The following is a 20,796-nucleotide window of genomic DNA, read 5'->3' as shown; positions in this document are numbered from 1 at the left end:
GCGGCATGGCTGTGACGAGCCGCCGCGTGCGACGCATCTACCTCACACTGGTGCTGCTCAACACCCTTGCCGTCACGTTCATCTGGGGCATCAACTCGCTGCTGCTGTTCGAGGCGGGCCTCACCAACACGGAGGCGCTGTCCGCCAACGCGTGCTTCACGCTCGGCTACGCCGTGTTCGAGATCCCGACCGGCTCGATCGCCGACACGTGGGGCCGTCGCGCGTCCTACCTGCTCGGCGGCTGCACGTTGACGCTGACGACGCTGCTGTACTGGCTGGCCTGGCGCCTGCACGCGGACGTGTGGGCGTGGGCGGCGGTGTCCGTCGTCCTCGCGATCGGGTTCACGTTCTTCTCCGGCGCCACCGAGGCGTGGCTCGTCGACGCGCTGCACTTCCTGGAGTACGACGGCAAGCTGGAGCAGGTCTTCGCCCGGGCGCAGGTCGTGACCGGCATCGGCACCCTCGCCGGGTCGCTCGGCGGCGCGTACGTCGCGCAGCTCACCGACGTCGGCGTGCCGTTCCTCATCCGGGCGGCGCTGCTGATGACGCTCACCGTCGTGGCCTGGCGGGTGATGCACGACATCGGTTTCACACCCAGGCGGGCCGCCGGCCCGCTGCAGGACGTCCGCCGCGTGCTCACCGAGTCCGTCCGGCACGGATGGGGCCGGCCGGCGGTCCGCTGGGTGATGCTCGGTGCGGTCGTCGCCGCCGGGGTCAGCTACTACGTGGCGTTCACGATGAAGCCCTACCTGCTGCAACTCGTCGGCGACCCGCACGCCTACGGCCTGCTCGGCATCGCCGCCGCGGTCAACGCCGCCGCACAGACCGTCGGCGGCCTCCTCGCGATGGCGTTCCAGCGGCTGTTCCGCTGGCGGATGTCGGTGGTCATCGCCGGGGTCGTGCTCAACGGCGCGCTGCTCGTCGTGTTCGGTCTCGCCGGTGGTGTACCCCTCGCGATGGCCATGCTGGCCTGCTACAGCATGGTGTCCGCGGCGATCCTGCCGTCGCGCCAGGCGTACCTCAACGGGCTGCTGCCCTCGGACCGGCGCGCGACCGTCCTGTCCTTCGACTCCCTCGTCGCCAGCAGCGGCGGCGTCGTGACACAACCCGCCCTGGGCCGGGCCGCGGACCTGTGGGGCTATCCCGTCTCGTTCGTCCTGGGCGGCCTGCTCCAGGCCGTCGCCCTGCCGATCCTGTTCCTGGCCCGCCGCTACGAGGTCAGCGCCGCCACCCCGGCGGAGCCCGGGGTCGCCGTCCCCCAGCGGACGTAGCGCCGCGGTGGTGCGGGGGCCTCGGCCGGCACGACGTCGCGGCGGTCCCGCAGACGCGCCGCGGCGTGCGCCGGCGTGATGCGGTGACGGTCCGGGGACGGGGGTGGCATGAGCTCGCGGTGGATCCGGGGGCGGGCGCCGGCGCGAGGTCACCGCGGGCGCGTCGCGGCTCACCCGGCCGGAGCGGGTGGGCGCGGGGCGGCGGCGCCGGTGAACGGGCGCTTGGTGCCGTCCACGACGGGCCACACCTCGCACGGGCGCAGCGGGACGCCGAGGCGGACCAGGGTCAGGCCGGCCCTGAGGCGCAGGGCGGCGAGGCGGCCCGACAGGGCGTACAGCAGCAGATAGAGCCGGCACTGGAGGCGTTGGACCGGACGGAGGCGGGCGTGGGCGGCCGCGTCGATCTCGCGGCGGAAGTGGCGGCGGCGGACGCCGCGCCATTCGGGGAACAGCAGGTCGAGGCGGTGCGCCTCGTAGGACTTGCGGCGCTGGGCACGGGTGAAGTCGCGCAGGCGCGGGATCGGCTGGAACACCACGCGGGCGGTGGCCGCGTGGTGGATCGCGCCGGGGCCGTGCCGGTCGATGATGGCCCGGGACAGGAACGAGTCGTCGCTGATCGGGCCGCGGTCCAGGCTCAGATACGCGGCGGTGCGCGGGTCGACGTCCGTCACCGGCCGGTGCGGGGCGTGCCACGCGACGTCGTAGTGCCGCACGGCGAACGCCCGCCCGCACAGGTGCCGGCCGCGGCGGATCACGTCGGGGTGGTAGTCGGCGAAGTTGAACACCGGCCGCCAGAAGCCGGGCCGGCCGTGCAGGTCGGCGGGGACCATGGTGGCCCACGCCGCCTCCGCCTCCGGGTGCTCGGCCATCGCCGCGACCAGGTCGCGCAGGCAGCCGGGGTCCAGGACGCAGTCGGCGTCGACGAGGATGAGGTGCTCCCCGGAGCGCGCCAGCCCGGCGATCACCCGCTGCGCCTCGATGAGCCCCGGCGGGGACCCGACGACGCGCACCGTGACGCCGTCGCGCGGCGCACCGGCGAACGCGGCGGCGTAGGCGGCGGCGATCTCGCGGGTCCGGTCGGTGGAGCCGTTGACCGCGACGATGATCTCCGCCGGTGCCGGCGGATCCAGCGCCGCGAGGGCCACCTCGATCGACCGGAGCGTCTGGGCGAGGGTCGCCTTCTCGTTGCGGGCGGCGACCCCGACGCTCAGCACGTGGGCGACACGACACCGCGGACGTAGTCGTCGAACTCCGCCACGGAGTCGCCCGTCCACACCATGCCGTGCTCGCGGATGATGAACCAGTTCGTCGACTTCTGCCGCAGCTCGCGGAAGAAGTGCCGGCCGGCGGCGAAGCGGCCGCCCTCGATCCTCGCGTCGGAGACGAGGTCGCGGAAGCGCGGGCCGCGGGTCAGCTCCCGGTGGTGGAAGTGCACGATGAGCCGTGGCCGCCGCTCGTGCATGCCGAGCAGGCCGCTCAGCATCAGGAACTCGGGCGCGTCGGAGCTCGGCAGCCGCTCCCCGGTGTAGGTGAGGCTCTGCAGCCCCTCGTCGAACGACGTGATCAGGTCGTAGTCGGCGGAGGTCATCCGCGACTTGTCGGTGACGGTCTGCGAGACGAGCCAGTGCCCGTCGTGCGTGAACATGATCGAGCCGTCGGTGTAGGGCTGGCGCTGCCACAGGTGGTGGTCGCGGTGGATGCGGGCGAGCTCGGCGACCTCGCCGGCGTGCTCGAGCCGCAGCCGGTCCAGGACGGTCCGGTCGCCGGGGTCGGAGCTCTGCGTCGGGTGGTACTTGACGCGGACCGTCTCACCGATCGCGTTGACGTAGACGTCCTGCCACGTGTTGGTCCGCAGCCGCATCGTCAGGTCGAGATGGTCGGGGTAGATCGCGTTGACGTCGAGCGCGTCGCACAGCTCGGGCACGGCGGTGCGGGCCGCCGCGTAGCCGGGCCCGTCCTCGTTGCCGTCGGTCAGCGGATACGCCGAGATGACGTTCGTCCTGGCGCCGGTCGCGGCGAGCGCCGCCAGGTAGTGCCGCTCCTCGTCGGGCATCAGCAGCGGGTTCGTCGGGCCGTAGATGACGTAGGTGACGCCGCCCGGGTGGTGCTCGGGCAGGTCCCCGTAGGCGAGGGGCTCGGCGGTGACGCCGTAGTCGCGGTGCAGGGCCCGGAACGCGGGCTCGATGATCTCGCGCAGCGCCCAGGCGCTGTGCGGTGAGGCCGGATTCAGGACATAGCAGTAGCGCAGTTCCGCGATGTTGCGCTTGTACCGGTAGTCGTAGGCCTGCAGGTTCCCCGTGGAAGTCATCGAAGTGACCACCTGGAGACTCTACATTGACCGCCCTCGACCCACCGTTCCTCGCGCTACTCCACCTGGCCGCCGCGAGTGCTGAATCGTGTTACTCCCGCCAGCCGGACATCTCCACGCCCTTGCCGGTGTCGACGCGGTAGCCGAGCCGCACCGTCTGGCTCTGCCCTTCCGGCACGACGAGCCGCCAGGTGAGCACGCCGAGGTCGGTGCGCTCCGCCGGCTGCGGCTCCAGCGCGGTCTCCTTGACGGCGATCGTGTCGTGCCGACTGACCGGCAGCTGGTCCAGGACCGTGATCCGCACCGGGCGGCCCGTGTAGTTGCCGACGGTGGTGCGGTATTCGACCTCCCGGCGCCGGCTGGAGCCCAGGGTCGCGCGGGTCGCGGTGCGGCGGGTCAGCTCCCGCTCCACCCGGACCCGGTCGTCGAGGCCGAGCGCCAGCTCGAGCTCCTCGCCGGGCGCCCACGTCGACAGGGCGGTCCTGCTGACGAAGTCGGCCTCGTGGAAGACGGCGGCCTGCCCGGGCGGCAGCGTGTGCTGCGACGTGTTCGTCACCGTGGCCCGCAGGTGCACGTCCGTGGACCGCGCCGGCGCGACGACGTGGTCGAGCTGGGTGGCGAGGTCCAGGATCAGCACCGTCGCCCGTGAGGTGGTGCCGTCGGCGGGCACCGGGACGGCGCGGGCAGGGCGGTACGTCGCCGCGACCGGGCCCTCCTCGACCGTCGCCTGCGCGACCTCGACCTCGGCGAACCCCTCGAGGTCCTCCTTCGCCATCCGGCGCGGCGACGGGGCCATCGCGGCGGCGGGGGCGGGCATCGCGCCGGGCGCGCCGCCGTACGCGCCGAACGACTGCATCGGCGGTGGCGGCAGCAGCAGGTCGAGATACCACGGCTGCAGCTCGGGGATCGCGACGGCGCCGGACGGACGGGCCGTCGACAGCGCCAGCTCGCACTCCGGCCAGTCCTCGCCGGTGCGCTGCTCGACCAGCCCGAACCAGGTCAGGCGCAGGGTCTCGCCGGTCAGCCGCACGTCGTACGTCGAGCGCCAGCCGGCGTCGGGCACCTGGTACGACACGTCGAGCTCGACCGGTCCCGGCTCCGACACGGCGAGCGCGACGACCGCGTAGCGCGCGTCGGGCTCGCGCTTGCCGGACAGGTCGATCAGCCGCCGGTCCAGCGCCGCCGCCCGCTGCGTGACCTCGGTGCGCCGCCGCTGCAGATCGCGGATGCCGGCCAGCACCGTGGTCAGCTCGCCGCCCATCGTGGCGGTGAACGCGGTGACCGTCTCGGCGGCCGCGTCGCCGGTCGCGAGGGCCCGCGCATACGCGCCGCCGGCCCGCTCGCCGAGCGTGGTCAGGAACGCCTGCCGCTGCCGCAGGACCGTCTCCGTGTCCGCGATCTCGGCGAGCTCCTCGTCGAGGGTCCGGCGCTCCCGCTGGACGGCGGTGACGGTGTCGTCGGACGGGGTCGTGTGGCGGCGCAGCACCACGTCGACGCCGAGGACCGTCGCCGGGCCGCGGCCGCTGACCCGGATCGAGTCGCCGTCCATGCTCAGCGGCAGCGGGCCGATCTCGGCGACCTGCTCGCCGGCCTCGAGGGTGGCCCGGCCGCGCCGGGTGACCCTGGCCTGCCGGGGGTAGACGGTGACCGCGACGATCGAGTTCTGCACGTCCCGCACCGTAACGCATGCCGTCACCCCCGCCGGTGCGCGTCCGGCCACCGTTCGGGGCATGTCCCATGGACCGTTCCGCCCGCCGGCCCCCGCCGGTCGGCCGCTTTGCGCGACACGCCGTGCGCCGTGTCCGTCACGCGTAGCTCGGCGGCACGAGAATCGCCTTCCCCCGAGAACGGACGGAGCTCGATGTGACGGTCCTGCTGACACTGCCCGCCTCCGCGGCGACGCGGTACCCGCTGCGGTACGCCGTCGTCGACGTGGAGACCACCGGCCTGCACGCGCCCAGGGACAGGGTCGTGCAGGTCGCGGTCGCGCAGATGGAGCCCGACGGCACCCTGGGCACGGTGTGGTCCACGCTCGTCGACCCAGGCTGCGACCCGGGACCCGTGCACATCCACGGGATCACCAGGGAGCGCCTCGCCGGCGCGCCCCGCTTCGACGCCGTCGTCGCGCACCTCGCCGAGCTCCTCGAAGGGCGGGTCCTCGTCGCGCACAACGCCGCGTTCGACTGGCGGTTCCTCGCCGCGGAGGCGCACCGTGCCGTCCACCGCCTGCCGGTCAGCAGCCGCCTGTGCACCCTCGCGCTGAGCCGGCGCCTCGACCTGCCGACGGCGAGCCTGTCCCTGGCGGCGCTCGCCGCGCACTGGGGCGTCGCGCAGGCCCGCCCCCACGACGCGGAGGACGACACCCGGGTCCTCACCGAGATCCTCCGGCACAGCCTCGCCGCCGCCGACACCCTCGCCGTTGAGCTGCCGCTCAGCGACTGCGACGCGCAGGAGTCCGAGCGGGTGTACCCGGCCAGGCTGCCGCGGCCCGTCTGCCCGTGGGCGTGGCCGGGCAGGTGGACGCCCGGCCGCCGCCTCGTCCAGGGCGCGAAGGTCGCCATCACCGGCAGCACCGCCACCGCCCGGGACGCGCTCGCGGCCCGCGCCACCGACGCGGGGCTGGACGTGATGAACACCGTCAGCGGCCGGACCGGCCTGCTCGTCACCAACGACCCCGCGGCCGCGACCTCGAAGCTGAAGGCCGCCGCCCTGTACGCCGTGCCCGTCGTCGACGAGGCGGCCTTCGCGGCGCTGCTCGGCGACGTGGCGGCCGGCACGCCCAAGGGGGAGAGCCGCGGGTCCGGTCCGGCGGTGCCGTCGCCGCGCCGGTCTGCCGGGCCACTGTCCGGGCCACCGTCCGGGCCACTGTCCGGGCGGTGCCTGCTCGTCCTCGGCGGGACCCACGCCGAGGCGGCGGAGGCCCGCAACCGGATCGCGGACCTCGGCGGGATCGCCGCGGTCAACCTCACCACCCGGGTCACCGACGTCGTCGCCCTGCCGGGCGCCGCGCAGGACCGCCGCTGGGCGACCGTGACCTCGCTCGGCCTGCCGGTCACCACCCCGGACGCGCTGTCACCCGCCGCCCCCCTGCCCGCCCCGGCCGCCGCGCCTTCGCCGGTCGCCGCCGAGGCCGTCGCGGTCCTGTCCCGCGGCGCGGTCATCGACCTGCCGGACGACGTGGCGGACTGGTCGGTGTCGGTGACGTGGCCGGCCGGCGCCGACGCGGAGGTCGACGTGGTCGCGTTCCTCACCGACCAGGACGAGCAGGTCCGCGCCGACGCCGACTTCGTCTTCTACAACCAGCCCGCCGCCGCCGACGGGTCCGTGGAGCTGACCCTGGACGTGCCGCACGAGACGCTCGTCGACGTCCGCCTCGGCAGGATTCCCGGGGACGTCAGCCGGATCGTGATCGCCGCCGCCATCACCGGCACCCACTCGTTCGGCGATCTCGGGCCGGTCGAGTTCGTCGCTCGTACCGGCGCGGGAGCCACCCACGCCAGGGCCACCCTCGACGCCGCGACCACCGAACGCAGCCTGCTGCTCGCCACCGTCTACCGGCGCGACGGGCACTGGCGGCTCCGCGCGATCGGCCAGGGCTACGACCACGGCCTCGCCGAGCTCGCCACCCTGCACGGCGTCACCGTCGACGGGGACTAGCGGCGGACCGGCGGCGGACTAGCGGTCCGGCGCCAGCAACGCCGAGAACATGTCGCGCAGCGGCTCGGCGAGCTCGTCCTGGTCCGCCGAGGCGAGCGGCTCCAGGGCCGTGGAGGCGCGCAGCAGCGCGATCCCGATCGCCGAGGCCAGGGTCATCTGCGCCCGCAACATCCGGCGGTCCGCGTCGGCGTCCCCGGGCTGCCAGCCGGCCGCCGTCGCCATGCGGTCGGCGAAGCGGCGCAGGATGTCGACCCGGATCCGCTCGGCCTTCTCGTCGCCGGAGGAGCGCAACAGCAGCAGCAGCTGGGTGCGGTGCCGGGCGGCGTGCGGGCCGGCGAGCCGGACCGCGAGGTCGTGCGGGATCCGCTCCAGGGGCAGCTGGTCGTCGACGGTGCGGCCGAGCTCGTCGCCGACCTCCGCCAGGCACGCCTCGAACAGGCCCTCCTTCGACGTGAAGTACCGGTTGATGAGCGCGACGTTGACCCCGGCGTCGGTGGCGATGTCCCGGACGGTGGCGGCCGTGTACCCGTCCGCGGCGAAACGCCGGCGGGCCGCGTCGAGCAGCAGCTGACGGGTCCCGGCGGCGTCCCGGCGCCGCGTGCCTGCGGTGTTGGTCGTCACGCCACCAGCGTAGACGCACCCGGGTGTGACGTAAACGATTGTTGACTTACGTCCGTGGCGGGGACATGGTGGACAAGTCAGCAATCGTTTACATAGCGCCTCGGGGACCTCATGACGCAAACCCTGCAACCACCGGCCGTCGCCACCCGGCACGTCAACGGCACCCTGCTGGTGGTGTACCTGTCGCTGGGCGGCCTGGCCTTCGCGGTCCTGCAGTCCCTGGTGGCGCCCGCGATGTCCACCATCGCCCACGACCTGAACGCCTCGACCGCGGACATCAGCTGGATCCTGACCGCCTACCTGCTGTCGGCCTCGGTGCTCACGCCGATCCTCGGCCGCCTCGGCGACATGGCCGGCAAGCGCAAGGTCCTCATCGGCGTCCTCGCGGTCCTCGCCGCCGGCACGCTCCTCGCGGCCCTCGCCCCGAACCTCGCCGTGCTGATCGTGGCCCGCGCCATGCAGGGCGCCGCCGGGGCGATCCTGCCGCTGTCGATCGGCATCGTCCGCGACGAGCTGCCCCGGGAGAAGGTCGCCGTCACCGTCGGCCTGCTCTCCGCGATCTTCGGCGTCGGCGCGGGCGTCGGCATCGTCGGCGCCGGCCCGATCGTGGAGCACCTGTCCTGGCACTGGCTGTTCTGGCTGCCGCTGGTCCTGGTCGTGATCGCCCTGCTCGGCGCGATCTTCGGCATGCAGGAGTCGCCGGTGCGCACCCCGGGCCGCCTCGACGTGCTCGGCGCCGGCATCCTGTCGGTCGCCCTCGTCTCGCTGCTGCTCGCCATCAGCAAGGGCCAGGCATGGGGCTGGACCGACGCCGCGACCGTCGGCCTGCTCGCGCTCGGCGTCGTCGCCCTCGTCGTCTTCGTCGTGGTCGAGCTGCGGGTCGGCGAGCCGCTCGTCGACATGCGCCTGATGTCGATCCGCGGCGTGTGGGCCACCGACCTCGTCGCCCTCATCCTCGGCTTCGCGATGTTCGGGACGTTCCTGCTGGTGCCGACGCTGCTGCAGCTGCCCGCGGCCACCGGCTACGGCTTCGGCAAGTCGGTGTCGGAGTCCGGCCTGTTCCTGCTGCCGACGGTGCTCATGATGGTCGTCTTCGGCCCCATCGCCGGCATCCTCAACCGGCGTTTCGGCCCGAAGCTGCCGATGTTCCTCGGCGCGGTGTCCGTCGTCGCCGCGTTCGCCCTGCCCGCGATCGGCCACGGCGCCGTCTGGCAGGTCCTCGCCTCCGGCATCCTCACCGGCGCCGGCATCGGTCTGTCCTTCGCCGCCATGTCCAACGCCATCATCGAGAGCGTCCCCGCCGCCCAGACCGGCGAGGCCAGCAGCGTCAACACCATCGCCCGCACCATCGGCAGCAGCATCGGCACCGCCGTCGTCGCCGCCGTCATCACGTCCAAGAGCACCCCGCAGGGCCTGCCGACGGACGCCGCGTTCACCACCGGCTTCTGGGTCTGCACCGGCGTCGCCGTCCTCGCGGTCGTCGCCTCCCTCGCGCTGCCCTCGGCGCACCGCCGCCACGAGCAGGCGGTCGCCGCCGGCGTCAAGGACCTCCCGCCGGAGCCCGAGGAGCTGCACCTGCCCCACCTGCACGCCCGGGGTTGACCCCGCAGAGCGCCGCAGAGTCCGACAGAGCCCCCGGCCGACCGGCCGGGGGCTCTGTCGCGACGGACAGCGGACAGCACCCTTGATCGGGTTTGCGGCGTGCCGCCACAATGCCGATCGTGGAGACAGAGGACGAGCAGCGGCGCAAGAAGGACGGCTGCGACTGGGGTCCGGACTGCGACCTGCCCAGTTGTGACCTGCCCGGGTGCGACGGGTGCGACCTGCCCAGCTGCGGGTGCGACTTCATGCTGGGCACGATGCTGCTCGGCACGATGGCGATCGGCGCGCCGACGAGAAAGCCCCGGACGACCGCCAGCGGGCCCGGACGGGCCGGGATGGCGGTGATCCGCGGATACCAGCGCTGGATCTCGCCGCACCTGGGGACGCGGTGCAGGCAGATCCCGTCGTGCAGCAACTACGGCATGGAGGCGGTCCGCCGGTACGGGCTCGTCGTCGGCTCGCGGCTGACCGCGGCCCGGATCCGCCGGTGCAACCCCTCGACGCCGCACGGGACGCGCGACCTGGTCCCGTAGCCGACGCTGGTTGCGCTCACACAGGGCCTGCCAGAGGTTGACAGACAAAGATGTGGGCGCAAACGACGCCACCGGCCGCGCCGACGCCACCGGCCGCGCCGACGCCACCGGCCGCGCCGACGCCACGTTCACCCTGGACTGACCGGAGCGCGCGGGGCCGGACAGGGCCGTCCGGCCCCGCGATATTCGGTTGCCGTGACGGCACGGGGTCCGCGATCGTGGGCGCATGACGCGCTGACCGTTGCCCCTGCCCCCTGTCTCCCGAGCAGCCGAAGTGAGCGTCCCGTGCCCCACCCGAAGGCGACCGTCACCGTGTTCGCCGGTCCGTCCAGCTGGATCGAGTCCGACGCCGTCGCGCAGTGCCACCAGGTGGCCGCGCTGGACGGCATGCTCCACGTCGCCGGCATGCCGGACCTGCACCCCGGCAAGGGCGCCCCGATCGGCGCCGCGATGTCCTCGACGGTCCTGTACCCGTTCCTCGTCGGCTCCGACATCGGCTGCGGCATCGCCGTGTTCCCGATCCGCCTCAAGCGGGCGGTCCCGGAGAAGCTGGCCGCGAAGTTCCCGGACCTGGACGTCCCGCTCGATCCCGCCGGCGGGCTGGTCGAGGACGAGATCCCCGGCGGGCACACCGAAGGCCTCGGCACCGTGGGCCGCGGCAACCACTTCGTCGAGCTGGCGAAGGTCGGCACCGTGTTCGACGACGGGCACGCGGCCCGGCTCGGGCTGGCCGCCGGCGACCTCGTCCTCGTCGTCCACAGTGGATCCCGCGGTTTCGGCGAGCGGATCCTGCGCGCCCACACCGAGGTCCACGGCGCGGGACCGGCCGCCGACCCCGCCGCCTACCTGGCGGCGCACGACGACGCGGTCCGCTGGGGCTCGCTCAACCGGCGGCTCCTCGCCGCCCGCGTCGCCGACGCCCTCGGCGCGCAACGCGCCGAGCCGGTCGTCGACCAGTGCCACAACCTCGTCGAGGTCCGCGACGGCGGCTACCTGCACCGCAAGGGCGCCGCGCCGGGCGACGGCCGGGACGTGCTCGTCGCCGGGACCCGCGGCACCCCGTCGTATCTCGTCGCCGCGCACGCCGGCGCCGCCGCGAACCACTCGGTGGCGCACGGCGCCGGCCGCAAGATGTCCCGCGCCGACGCCCTGCGCCGCGGCAAGGTCAAGCACACCGTCGAGGAGCTGCGCCGCACCCCGGTCGGCTCGTACGTCGTCTGCGGCGACCGGCAGCTGCTGTTCGAGGAGGCGCCGACCGCGTACAAGCGCATCGAACAGGTCATCGGCGACCTCGTCGACCATGACCTGGCCACGCGGGTGCTGACGACGGTCCCGCTGGTGACCTACAAGACGGCGGCCGGCAAAGAACGGCGGGTCAGCACCTGACGCCCTGCTTGGCGAGCTCCGAGATCAGCGCGGACGCGGTGAGGTTCGAGAAGTTGACGTCCTTGCCCGCGGCGACCTCGATGACGTAGTCGTGGTCGCCGGAGTCCTGCTCGATCTCGACGTCGCAGCTGCCGGCCTTCGCGTCGGCCTCGTAGTCGTCGAGCTTCTTCACGTTCTTCTTCTTTTTCTTGTCGTACACCTGGTCGTAGTCGGCCTCGGCGGACACGTTGGTGTAGCCGGCCTTGGTCAGCTGCTTCTCCAGGTCGTCGGCCTGCGACGAGCAACCGGCGAGCCCCACGCCGAGCAGCAGCATGGTCGTGGCGGCGATGACGGATCGAGTGGCACGCATGGCTATTCGCACTACTTTCGTCGCAGGGGGCGGAGTCATCAATTCTGGATCATCCAGCCGATGGCGCTGTCGGGATGCCGATGCTCGTGGTGTCGACAAACGGCTCGGCGCCGGTGCGGCGGCTGTCGTACTGCGGGTCGAGCGTGCCGAACAGCCGGTCCCACACGGTGGAGTAGAAGCCGAGGTTGAACCGCGGCGCCGCGTGGTGCCCGGCGTGCATCCCCGGCGTCGCCACCCACTTGAAGACCGCGGACGCCCGCACCCTGAGCGGCAGCGGCTCCACCCCGAGGTGCCCGAGGATCCCGAAGAGCAGGTTGACGCCGGTGTACGCGGCGAGCGCCCACACCGAGAACGGGTGGACGGCCAGGACGAGCAGCCACGCGCCGCCGAACCCGATCACCTCGACGGGGTGCAGGGCGAACAGGGTGACCGGCCGCGGGTCGGCGAAGACGTGGTGCAGCCGGTGCGCGAGCGGGAACAGCCACCGCACGTGCGCCGCCGCGTGCCCGGCGTACAGGATGACGTCCATCACCACGACCAGCACCACGAAGTCGAGCAGCGCCCGCCAGGTCAGCGGCAGCGTGAGGGTGATGGTTCCGGCTTGCCACAGCCACCACCCGGCGACGGTGACGCCCGCGTTGAGGACGGTCGCGGACGCCACGAGTCCCAGCTCCAGGCGGCTGACCGGGCCCGCGGGCGCGGTGACCCGGTCCGCGCCCGGCCACCGCAGCACCCAGTGCCCGAGGACGACGGTGACCCCGACGAGGGCCGCGTTCTCGGCGAGGGCGAGCACCGCGAACCAGCCGGCGGGCAGCTCGCGCAGCCAGGTGACGATGTCGTGCACGGGATGCACTGTGCCACCCGCCCGCAAGCCCTCGCACGGAGCAGCGGGGACGGTCCCACGGGCGGCGGATGGCTACAGTCGTGGCATGGGGACGGACTGGGGGACGGAAGCGCCTGCGGCACCATCGCAGGACGAGGTCGTGGGCACCGGCGGGAGCCGGGGCGCCGACGGTGACGGCTGGCGGCCCAGGTCGCGGGTCGGGGCGGTGGTCGTGGCCCTGCTCGCGGGGGACCAGGACGCGGCCGAGCAGGTCGCCGACGAGCCGGAGGCCAGCGAGAAGGAGCCGCAGGTCCTCGCGGCGGCGATCCGGCTCGCCGTGCAGAGCCTGTTCGACGAGGACACCCCGCCCGACGCGATCGCCGGCTCCGTGGCCGAGATGGCCCGCGACGTCGAGGTCGACCAGGACGCGGCGGTGGCCCTCATCCGCGCGCAGCTGGGCGAGGAGCACCTCCTGGAAGCGTTCCCGGAGCAGGTGGTGATCGACACCACATGGTCGGTGTTCGGGTATCTCTGCGAGCAGCGACTCGGCCGTGAGGACTCCCTCGAGCTCATCGCCCAGGCAGAGGCCGAGACGCTGTAACAGGCCGGTCGACCAACAGTCACCGAACGGTTGATCTCAATGCGCGCGGCGTGTGCGAGCATCCACGCCAGCGGATACCTCTGCGCTGGGAGCGACCGAGTGACTGAGCTGGTGGAGCGGATCGTCGTCCCGTTCGAGGGCCCCGGCGCCGGTGCCGGGCCCCTCACCTGGGGTCAGCGGCAGGTGTGGGCGGCGATGGTCGAGATCGACTCGTCGATGAGCATGGGCGGCGCGGTGGCCGCCACCGGCGGGAGGACCGTCGAGGACTACGCCGCCGAGCTGCGCTTCTTCATGTGCCGGTACGCGGCGATGCGGACCCTGCTGCGCTTCGCCGGCGACGGCACCGTGACGCAGGAGGTGTTCGGCTCCGGTGAGACCAGCCTCGTCGTCATCGACACCGCCGACGGCGACGACCCGGCCACGGTCGCCGAGGCACTGGCGGCCGAGTGGCGGGACCGCAAGTTCGACTACGCCACCGAGTGGCCGCTGCGGATGGGCGTCGTCCGCCGCCGCGGCGACGTCACCCACGTCGTCGCCCTGATGTGCCACATCGCCGCGGACCTCGGCGGGGTCGCGGTGATGATGCGCGACCTCGCCCAGCGGGACCCGGTCACCGGTGAGCCGGCCGCCTCGTACGACGCGCCGCAGCCCCTCGACCTGGTGCGCCTGCAGCAGGAGCCGGCGATGACCCGGCAGACCGCCACCGCGATGCGCTACTGGGAGACCCACCTGCGGGCCATCCCCGCGTCGCTGTTCGACCCTCCGGCCGACCCTCCGGCCGATCAGGGCCAGCCGCCGTACTGCCGGCTGCGGTGGCAGTCCCGCGCGATGCACCTGGCGTCCGGCGAGGTGTCGACGCGGTTCGGCGCGGACCCGGCGTGGGTGCTGCTGGCCGCGTTCGCCGCCGGCCTCGAACGGCTGCGGCCGGGCCGCGGGCCGTTCGTCGCGATCAACATCATCGGCAACCGGTTCCGGACCGCGCTGCGCGACGTGGTCAGCCCGGTCACCCAGGACGGGCTGTGCGTCCTTGACGTCGCCGGGGTCGGCGCCGAGGAGGCCATCGCCCGCGCCCGCGCGGCGTCGATGAGCGCGTCGAAGCACGCCTACTACGACCCGGCGGCCCGGGCGGCGCTCACCGATCGGGTCAGCCGCGAACGCGGCGAACACCTCGACCTCACCGTCCTGTACAACGACCGCCGCACCCACCAGGCGGCCGGTGGGCGCGACGCGGCGCCCGCGCAGACCCGGGTCCTGTCGGAGGAGCCGCTGCGGTCCCTCGGGCCGAAGCTCATGATCGTCGTCGAGGACGTGCCGGACGTGGTGCGGCTGAGCGTCGACGTCAAGACCGCGTTCCTGCCGCTGCCGGACCTGCGGGCGCTGCTGGGGGAGATGGAGGCGTTCGTGCTGGAGGCCGCGACGCGACGCCAGCCGGTGGCGTAATCGGCGCGATGGCGGGCACTCACGGCCGGAAACGTCCGCGACTTCCGGCCGGAGGAGGCCACCATGCCCTACATCACCGTCGGGACGGAGAACAACGGCCCGATCGACGTGTACTACGAGGACCACGGCTCGGGGCAGCCGGTGGTGCTGATCCACGGATTCCCGTTCAACGGCGCCACCTGGGAGAAGCTCACGATCCCGCTGCTCGCCGCCGGGCGCCGGGTGATCACGTACGACCGGCGCGGCTTCGGCAACTCGTCGCAGCCGTCGACGGGCTACGACTACGACACGCTCACCGCGGACCTCGACGCGCTGATGACGAAGCTCGACCTGCGCGACGCCGTCCTCGTCGGGCACTCCATGGGCACCGGCGAGGTCACCCGGTACCTCGGCACCCGCGGCTCGCGGCGGGTGAGCCGGGCGGTGCTGCTCGCGCCGCTCGCCCCGTTCCTGCTCAAGACGTCCGACAACCCTGAGGGCGTCGAGGGGAGCCTGTTCGAGGGCTTCCAGGCGGCGATCCTCGACGACCGGTTCGCCTATCTCACCCAGTTCTGCAAGGCGTTCTTCAACTGGGACGAGAACAAGGGCACGAGGGTGAGCGAGGAGGCGTTCCGCGGGCACTGGGACATCGGCGCGCGCGGCTCCGCGAAGGGCACCCACGACTGCGTCAGCGCCTGGCTCACCGACTTCCGGCCCGACCTGCCGCGCATCGACGTGCCGGTGCTCATCGTGCAGGGCGACCAGGACAACGTGCTGCCCTACGCGAAGACCGGCGCCCGGCTCCAGCCGATGCTGCCGGACGCGCGGCTGGTCACCCTGAAGGGCGCGCCGCACGGCATCCCGTGGACCCACCCGCGCGAGGTGGCCCGGGCGACGATGGAGTTCATCGGCGCGACCGCGATGTCGCGCGCCTGACCGTCGCACCGGGGCGGTTTCATGCCTGCGGCGTGAGGCCGCCCCGCCCGCGCCGCCCGGACGCTCGACACCATGGCGGACCGCACGCACGTCGTCGTCACCGATCGCCCGGCGCCCGGTGTCAGGGCCGCCGGGCCGGCCAGGCTGGCGCCGATGATGGGACCGGCCCTCGTCGCCGCCATCGCCTACGTCGACCCCGGCAACGTCGCCACCAACCTGACCGCCGGCGCCACCTCCGGGTACCGCCTCGTCTGGGTCGTCGTCGCCGCCAGCGCGGTCGCGATCCTCGTGCAGTACCAGGCGGCGAAGCTCGGCGTGGCGACCGGCCGGTCCCTGCCGGAGCTGTGCCGGGACCGGTTCCCGCGGTGGGGGCGGCGGGTCCTGTGGCTGCAGGCCGAACTCGTCGTCCTCGCCACCGACCTCGCCGAGTTCGTCGGCGCCGCGATCGGCCTGCGGCTGCTGTTCGGGATGCCGGTCGCCGTGTCCGCGGTCGTCACCGCCGTCGTCTCGCTGCTGCTCCTCGCCCTGCGCCGGCGCGGCCGGACCCGATGGTTCGAGTCGGCGACGGCGGCGGCGCTGCTCCTGATCGGCGCCGGCATCATGTACGACCTCCTCACCGCCGGGCACCAGTCGGCGGGCGGCTTCGCCGCCGGGCTGGTCCCGCGGCTGGACGGCGCCGGGTCGGTGGTCCTGGCCATGGGCATCGTCGGCGCGACCGTCATGCCGCACGCCGTCTACCTGCACTCGGCGCTGTCGAAGCCCGGTGCCCGCGCGAAAGCCGACCCGCGGACCGTCCGGCGGGCGCTCAAGCTCGACTGCGGGATCGCGCTGAGCGCCGCCGCGACCGTCAACGTGTCGATGATCGCGCTCGGCGCCGGCCTCGGCGCGCTGACCGCCGGGGTCTGGACCGGCGACCTGTTCGACGCGCACACCGTTCTCGCCGAGCGGGTCTCCGGGTTCGCGGCGCTCGCGTTCGCGGTGGCGCTGCTGTCGTCCGGGTTCGCGTCCTCCGGCGTCGGCACCCTCGCCGGGGACGTCGTCATGGGCGGGTTCCTCGGCCGGCGCGTCCCCGTGTACCTGCGCCGGCTCGTCACCATGGCGCCGGCGGTGGCGCTGCTGACCGCCGGCACGTCCCTGACGACGCTGCTCGTCGCCAGCCAGGTGGTGCTGTCGTTCGGGGTGCCGGTCGCGCTGTTCCTGCTCATCCACTTCTGCCGCGACCGGGCGCTGATGGGCCCGCTCGTCAACGCCCGCGGCACGACGGCCGCCGCGGCGGTGGCCGCCTCGATCGTCGCCGCCGTCGGCCTGGCCCTGCCGGTGCTGCTGCTCGCCTGACCGGCGAGACCTGACCGGCGACTCGGCCGGCGAGACCCGACCGGCGACTCGGCCGGCGAGACCCGGCCGGCGACTCGGCCGGCGAGACCCGGCCGGCGACTCGGCCGGCGAGACCCGGCCGGCGAAACCGACCGACCCGTCCCGAGCACCGACCACCCGTCACCCGACCAGGAAGGCCTCATCCATGACGCAGACGTTGCCCCAGCCGAAGCGCGGCATCCGCGGCGGCACCGACACCGGACCCCGCAACATCGAGCTCGACCTGCAGAACCCGGACCTGCTCACGCCACCGGCGGAGGACGCGGGCACGATCCCCAACCTGAAGTTCTCGATGTCCATGGCGCACACCAGGATGGAGGAGGGCGGCTGGACCCGCGAGGTCACGCAACGGGAGCTGCCGGTCGCCACCCAGCTCGCCGGCGTCGACATGAAGCTCAACCCGGGCGCGTACCGCGAGATGCACTGGCACAAGCAGTCCGAATGGGCGTACGTGCTGGACGGCAGCTGCCGCATCGGCGCCGTCGACCAGGAGGGCCGCACGTTCCTCGACGACGTCCAGCGCGGCGACCTGTGGTTCTTCCCGAAGGGCGTCCCGCACCACATCCAGGCGCTCGGCGAGGGCGTGGAGTTCCTGCTCGTCTTCGACGACGGCATGTTCTCGGAGAACTCGACGTTCATGATCAGCGACTACTTCGCGCACACGCCGCGCAGCGTCCTGGCGAAGAACTTCGGCTGGTCGCCGGAGCAGCTGGCGAAGCTGCCCGAGCGGGAGAAGTACATCTTCGACGGGCAGGTCCCGTCGGCCCTCGAATCCGACAAGCTGGTCAGCCCGACCGGCGACGTGCCGCGCACGTTCAAGCACCGGATGCTGGCCGAGACCCCGGAACGCTTCAAGGGCGGCTCCGCGCGGGTCGTGGACTCGACCAGGTTCGCGGCGTCGAACGCGATCAGCGCCGCGCTCGTGGAGATCGACCCGGGCGGGATGCGCGAGCTGCACTGGCACACGACCGACGACGAGTGGCAGTACTACATCGCGGGCACCGGCCGGATGGGCGTCTTCGCCGGCTCCGGCATGAACCGCACGTTCAACTACCAGGCCGGCGACGTCGGCTACGTGCCGTTCGCGTACGGGCACTACATCGAGAACACCGGCAAGGAACCGCTGGTGTTCCTGGAGATGTTCCGCAACCCGCGCTTCGAGGACATCTCCGTCAGCCAGTGGATGGCGAACACGCCGCCGGAGGTCGCCGCCGCCACCCTCAACCAGGACCGGGCGACGATCGAGGCGCTGCCGCACACGAAGCCGCGCATCACCCGCTGAGGACGGCCGTGGCGGGCCTTACCGAAGGGCCCGCCACGGCCGGGTCAGATCAGCAGGCGCCCTGGTCCTCCCAGACGCCCCACTGGCCGGTGGTCGTCGGGTTCTCGCCCTGCGTCCACCACTTGGCCCGGTACTTCCGGCCGAGGTGCTGCACGACCGCGTTGCCGCTGTACGCCGTTGCCGCGTTCCACACCGGCAGCGACCCGCAGCCGGTGCCGGTGGAGGTGGACGGCGACGTGGACCGGCTCGGCGACGGTGACGTCGACGGCGACCTCGACGCCGACGGCGAGACGGAGACCGACGTCGACGGGGACGGGCCGGAGCAGACGCCCTGGTCGACCCAGACCGCGTTGGTGCCCGGGGTGTCGCCCTGCGTCCACCACTGCGCCTTCCACGTGTGCCCGTTGTGCGACACCAGGTTCCCGCCGGTGTACACCGTGCCCGCCGCCCACGCCGGGGCGGTGCAGCCGCCCGTCGACGGGTTCGTCGACACGGTGGGGGAGGCGGTCGGCACGGTGCCGCCGCGGGCGTAGTCGGCCGACAGCGCGTAGGTCTGCCCGCCGATGGTGAGCGTGAAGTTCGACGGGCCGGAGATCGGCAGCTGGTAGTTGAGGGTGACCTCGGCCCACGCGCCCGCCGCGATCGCCGGAACCGTCAGCCGGACCCGGTTGTAGTCGCCCTTGAGGCCGCCGACGTTGCTGCCGGTGTGCCCGGTCGACACGGTGGTCAGCGCCCACCCGGACTGCTGGCTGAGGTTGCCCGGCGCGGTGGTCGGGTAGTCGAACTCCAGCGTCGAGCCGGCCGGGATCGCCGCGCCGGTGTTGTTGGTCAGCCGCAGTTCGGGGTTGATCGGGTAGTTGTTGTCGCCGAGCGCGAACCCGCCCATCGACACCCCGACGTTGAGCGTCGCCGTGGGCATCGTGATGTTCGCCTTGCGGGCGCCGTACGGGGCCGCGGTCTTGAACTTGTCGTACAGCAGGTTCGTCAGGGTGTTGCCGATGTAGTACTCGTTGCGGGCCGCGTCCCACGCGTAGTCGCCGGCGAGCTCCCAGATCATGACGCCGCCGATGCCCTTGTTCACCACGTAGTCGGCCTTGGTGCCCAGCGACTGGTCGTCCTCCGTGGACAGGAACACCTGCTTCTGCGCGTTCCACAGCCACGGCGCGACGAGCGCGCTGGAGTAGTTGCGGGTGTAGGTGCCGGTGATCCGGTCCTCCGGGTCGGTCGCCGGGGTCAGCCCGTACGCCTCCAGGTAGTCACCGGTGCGGCCCTCCTGCAGGTTCTTCGCGTGCCACATCGGGTTGGCGCCGGCCGGGACCTCGGCGTTGAGCTCGACGTCGTGCCAGAGGTTGTCGATGCCGACCGCGCCGTTGCCGCACGGGGTGGTCGAGCCGATCGCCCCGCCGGTGCCGGCCGGGCACTTCGTCTGGTCCGGCAGCGCCGCGCGTCCCCAGAGTCCGTTGGTACCGCCGGTGACGCCGCGCCAGCCGCGGGTGTAGTACGGCACGCCGATGTTGATCCGGCCGGACTGCATCGCGCCGCGGAAGTAGTGGTACGCCCAGTCGGTGTTGAGGTAGCCGATGTTGGAGTACGCGCCGTACACGCCGCCCTGGGACAGCTCCGCGTCGTCGCCGTTGTCGTACAGCGCCGCATTCGGCCCGACGAAGTGGTTCCAGGAGCCGTGCAGGTCGTACGACATGATGTTGACGTAGTCGAGGTACTGCAGCGCCTGGTAGGACTCCAGGCCGCGCAGCAGCCACCCGGACGCGGGCGCGGCGACGGTCACCATGTAGTACTTGCCGTCGCTGGCCGCGGCGGCGTCGAGCTTCTCCCGCAGCGTCTTCATCAGCAGGTGGTACGAGGCGTTGAGCCCGGCCCGCTTCGCGTCCGCCTGCGCGAAGTCCAGCGGGTTGCCGGCCTTCGCGTTCGACGTCGGGTACTCGTAGTCGATGTCGACGCCGTCGAAGCCGTACGTGCGCAGGAACGTGACGACCGAGTCGGCGAAGGTGTTGATGCCGGCGACGTTGACGCTGTTGTCGCTGTTGGTCGTCATCCGGTAGAAGCCGCCGGAGTCCATGCGGTCGCCGTTGTCGGCGAAGTAGCCGCCGGTCTCGGCCCAGCCGCCGACGCTGATCAGCGTCTTGACCGCCGGGTGCTGCTTCTTGAACTTGTTGAGCAGGTTGAAGTGGCCGGTGTACGAGTACGCCGGGTCCATCTCCGCGCCGGCGACGCCGGGCCACGTCATGTTCGTCGCCGCGTTGTTCGCCGCCGTGGGGGTGCCGACGGAGATCTTGTTGGCGCCGTCGACGTGCGCGAACGCGTAGTTGACGTGGGTGATCTTGTCCCACGGGATCTGGTTGGCCAGGTACGCGGGCGCGCCGTTCTTGCCCGTACGCCAGCTGGTGAAGTAGCCGATGATCCGCCGGCCGTGGTCGGAGCCCAGGCTCTCCCGGCCGTTGGTGTCGTAGACCTTGCAGTAGGGCACCGTGACGCCCGGGGTCGGGTAGAGCCCGTCCGGACGGCAGGCGGCGTGGTCGACCTCCGCGTTGGCGGTGGTCACGAAGAACGCCGCTGAGGCGGCCACGAGCGCGGCCGTCGCGGCGGACAGGAGATGCAGGGTGCGTCGACGCATGG

17 protein-coding genes are annotated in these 20,796 nt (G+C 72.9%); 10 read left to right on the top strand and 7 right to left on the bottom strand.

All coding sequences use genetic code 11. From position 1 onward, the window contains the following. The first annotated feature begins 5 nt into the window (after nucleotides 1-5). On the top strand, nucleotides 6-1,271 hold the full coding sequence (locus ABZS58_RS10575; RefSeq protein WP_354779837.1) for an MFS transporter: 1,266 nt from the start codon (nucleotides 6-8) through the stop codon (nucleotides 1,269-1,271). Between the two features lie 170 nt (nucleotides 1,272-1,441). On the opposite strand, the gene ABZS58_RS10570 is transcribed toward ABZS58_RS10575, so the two are convergent. The 3 genes from ABZS58_RS10570 to ABZS58_RS10560 all read right to left on the bottom strand — a co-directional run bounded on the left by ABZS58_RS10570 (nucleotide 1,442) and on the right by ABZS58_RS10560 (nucleotide 5,248). Beyond that, nucleotides 1,442-2,485 carry a glycosyltransferase family A protein gene (locus ABZS58_RS10570; RefSeq protein WP_354779835.1) on the bottom strand — a complete coding sequence of 348 codons (1,044 nt, stop codon included), beginning with the start codon at nucleotides 2,483-2,485 and terminating at the stop codon, nucleotides 1,442-1,444. Further along, nucleotides 2,479-3,579, bottom strand: coding sequence for a hypothetical protein (locus ABZS58_RS10565; RefSeq protein WP_354779833.1), 1,101 nt, complete (start codon nucleotides 3,577-3,579; stop codon nucleotides 2,479-2,481). Before ABZS58_RS10565 ends, ABZS58_RS10570 begins: the two co-directional genes overlap by 7 nt. A 91-nt stretch (nucleotides 3,580-3,670) precedes the next feature. Continuing rightward, a complete protein-coding gene (locus tag ABZS58_RS10560; protein WP_354779831.1) occupies nucleotides 3,671-5,248 on the bottom strand; it encodes a DUF4139 domain-containing protein in 1,578 nt (525 codons plus the stop codon). A 194-nt stretch (nucleotides 5,249-5,442) separates the two neighbouring features. Here ABZS58_RS10560 and ABZS58_RS10555 point away from each other — a divergent pair, with 194 nt between their 5' ends. Beyond that, nucleotides 5,443-7,236, top strand: coding sequence for a TerD family protein (locus tag ABZS58_RS10555; RefSeq protein WP_354779829.1), 1,794 nt, complete (start codon nucleotides 5,443-5,445; stop codon nucleotides 7,234-7,236). An 18-nt stretch (nucleotides 7,237-7,254) separates the two neighbouring features. Here ABZS58_RS10555 and ABZS58_RS10550 read toward each other — a convergent pair whose 3' ends face one another. After that, complete coding sequence (locus tag ABZS58_RS10550; RefSeq protein WP_354779827.1) at nucleotides 7,255-7,857, bottom strand: TetR family transcriptional regulator; 603 nt, start codon at nucleotides 7,855-7,857, stop codon at nucleotides 7,255-7,257. Between the two features lie 111 nt (nucleotides 7,858-7,968). Between ABZS58_RS10550 and ABZS58_RS10545 the strand changes: the two genes are divergently transcribed. From ABZS58_RS10545 to ABZS58_RS10535, 3 genes are all read left to right on the top strand, one after another. Continuing rightward, entirely contained in the window at nucleotides 7,969-9,459 is a 1,491-nt protein-coding gene (locus tag ABZS58_RS10545) for an MFS transporter (RefSeq protein WP_354779825.1), read from the top strand. 119 nt (nucleotides 9,460-9,578) lie between these two features. Then, nucleotides 9,579-9,992, top strand: a complete 414-nt coding sequence (gene yidD / locus ABZS58_RS10540) for a membrane protein insertion efficiency factor YidD (protein WP_354779823.1) — start codon at nucleotides 9,579-9,581, stop codon at nucleotides 9,990-9,992. Between the two features lie 285 nt (nucleotides 9,993-10,277). Next, nucleotides 10,278-11,378: an RNA ligase RtcB family protein gene (locus tag ABZS58_RS10535; RefSeq protein WP_354779821.1), complete on the top strand. Its 1,101-nt coding sequence runs from the start codon at nucleotides 10,278-10,280 to the stop codon at nucleotides 11,376-11,378. On the opposite strand, the gene ABZS58_RS10530 is transcribed toward ABZS58_RS10535, so the two are convergent. Continuing rightward, nucleotides 11,368-11,727, bottom strand: a complete 360-nt coding sequence (locus tag ABZS58_RS10530) for a hypothetical protein (RefSeq protein WP_354779819.1) — start codon at nucleotides 11,725-11,727, stop codon at nucleotides 11,368-11,370. The genes ABZS58_RS10535 and ABZS58_RS10530 overlap by 11 nt on opposite strands. A 49-nt stretch (nucleotides 11,728-11,776) precedes the next feature. Next, nucleotides 11,777-12,571, bottom strand: a complete 795-nt coding sequence (locus ABZS58_RS10525; protein ID WP_354779817.1) for a sterol desaturase family protein — start codon at nucleotides 12,569-12,571, stop codon at nucleotides 11,777-11,779. Between the two features lie 85 nt (nucleotides 12,572-12,656). Between ABZS58_RS10525 and ABZS58_RS10520 the strand changes: the two genes are divergently transcribed. From ABZS58_RS10520 to ABZS58_RS10500, 5 genes are all read left to right on the top strand, one after another. Next, a complete protein-coding gene (locus tag ABZS58_RS10520) occupies nucleotides 12,657-13,151 on the top strand; it encodes a hypothetical protein (RefSeq protein WP_354779815.1) in 495 nt (164 codons plus the stop codon). A 99-nt stretch (nucleotides 13,152-13,250) separates the two neighbouring features. Then, nucleotides 13,251-14,591, top strand: a complete 1,341-nt coding sequence (locus ABZS58_RS10515; protein ID WP_354779813.1) for a condensation domain-containing protein — start codon at nucleotides 13,251-13,253, stop codon at nucleotides 14,589-14,591. Nucleotides 14,592-14,654: 63 nt separating this feature from the next. Beyond that, nucleotides 14,655-15,506, top strand: coding sequence for an alpha/beta hydrolase (locus tag ABZS58_RS10510; RefSeq protein ID WP_354779812.1), 852 nt, complete (start codon nucleotides 14,655-14,657; stop codon nucleotides 15,504-15,506). A 72-nt stretch (nucleotides 15,507-15,578) separates the two neighbouring features. Continuing rightward, a complete protein-coding gene (locus ABZS58_RS10505; RefSeq protein WP_354779810.1) occupies nucleotides 15,579-16,841 on the top strand; it encodes an Nramp family divalent metal transporter in 1,263 nt (420 codons plus the stop codon). Nucleotides 16,842-17,025: 184 nt separating this feature from the next. Beyond that, nucleotides 17,026-18,162 carry a cupin domain-containing protein gene (locus ABZS58_RS10500; RefSeq protein ID WP_354779808.1) on the top strand — a complete coding sequence of 379 codons (1,137 nt, stop codon included), beginning with the start codon at nucleotides 17,026-17,028 and terminating at the stop codon, nucleotides 18,160-18,162. 49 nt (nucleotides 18,163-18,211) lie between these two features. Here the strand turns inward: ABZS58_RS10500 and ABZS58_RS10495 are convergent, their stop codons facing one another. Then, on the bottom strand, nucleotides 18,212-20,794 hold the full coding sequence (locus ABZS58_RS10495; RefSeq protein WP_354779806.1) for a glycosyl hydrolase family 18 protein: 2,583 nt from the start codon (nucleotides 20,792-20,794) through the stop codon (nucleotides 18,212-18,214). Between the last annotated feature and the right edge of the window lie 2 nt (nucleotides 20,795-20,796).

This window comes from Dactylosporangium sp. NPDC005555 (genome assembly GCF_040605635.1).
In the GTDB taxonomy this organism is placed as follows: Bacteria; Actinomycetota; Actinomycetes; order Mycobacteriales; family Micromonosporaceae; genus Dactylosporangium.
Note: the sequence above shows the minus strand (reverse complement) of the source record. Positions and strands in the feature narration are given on the sequence as shown.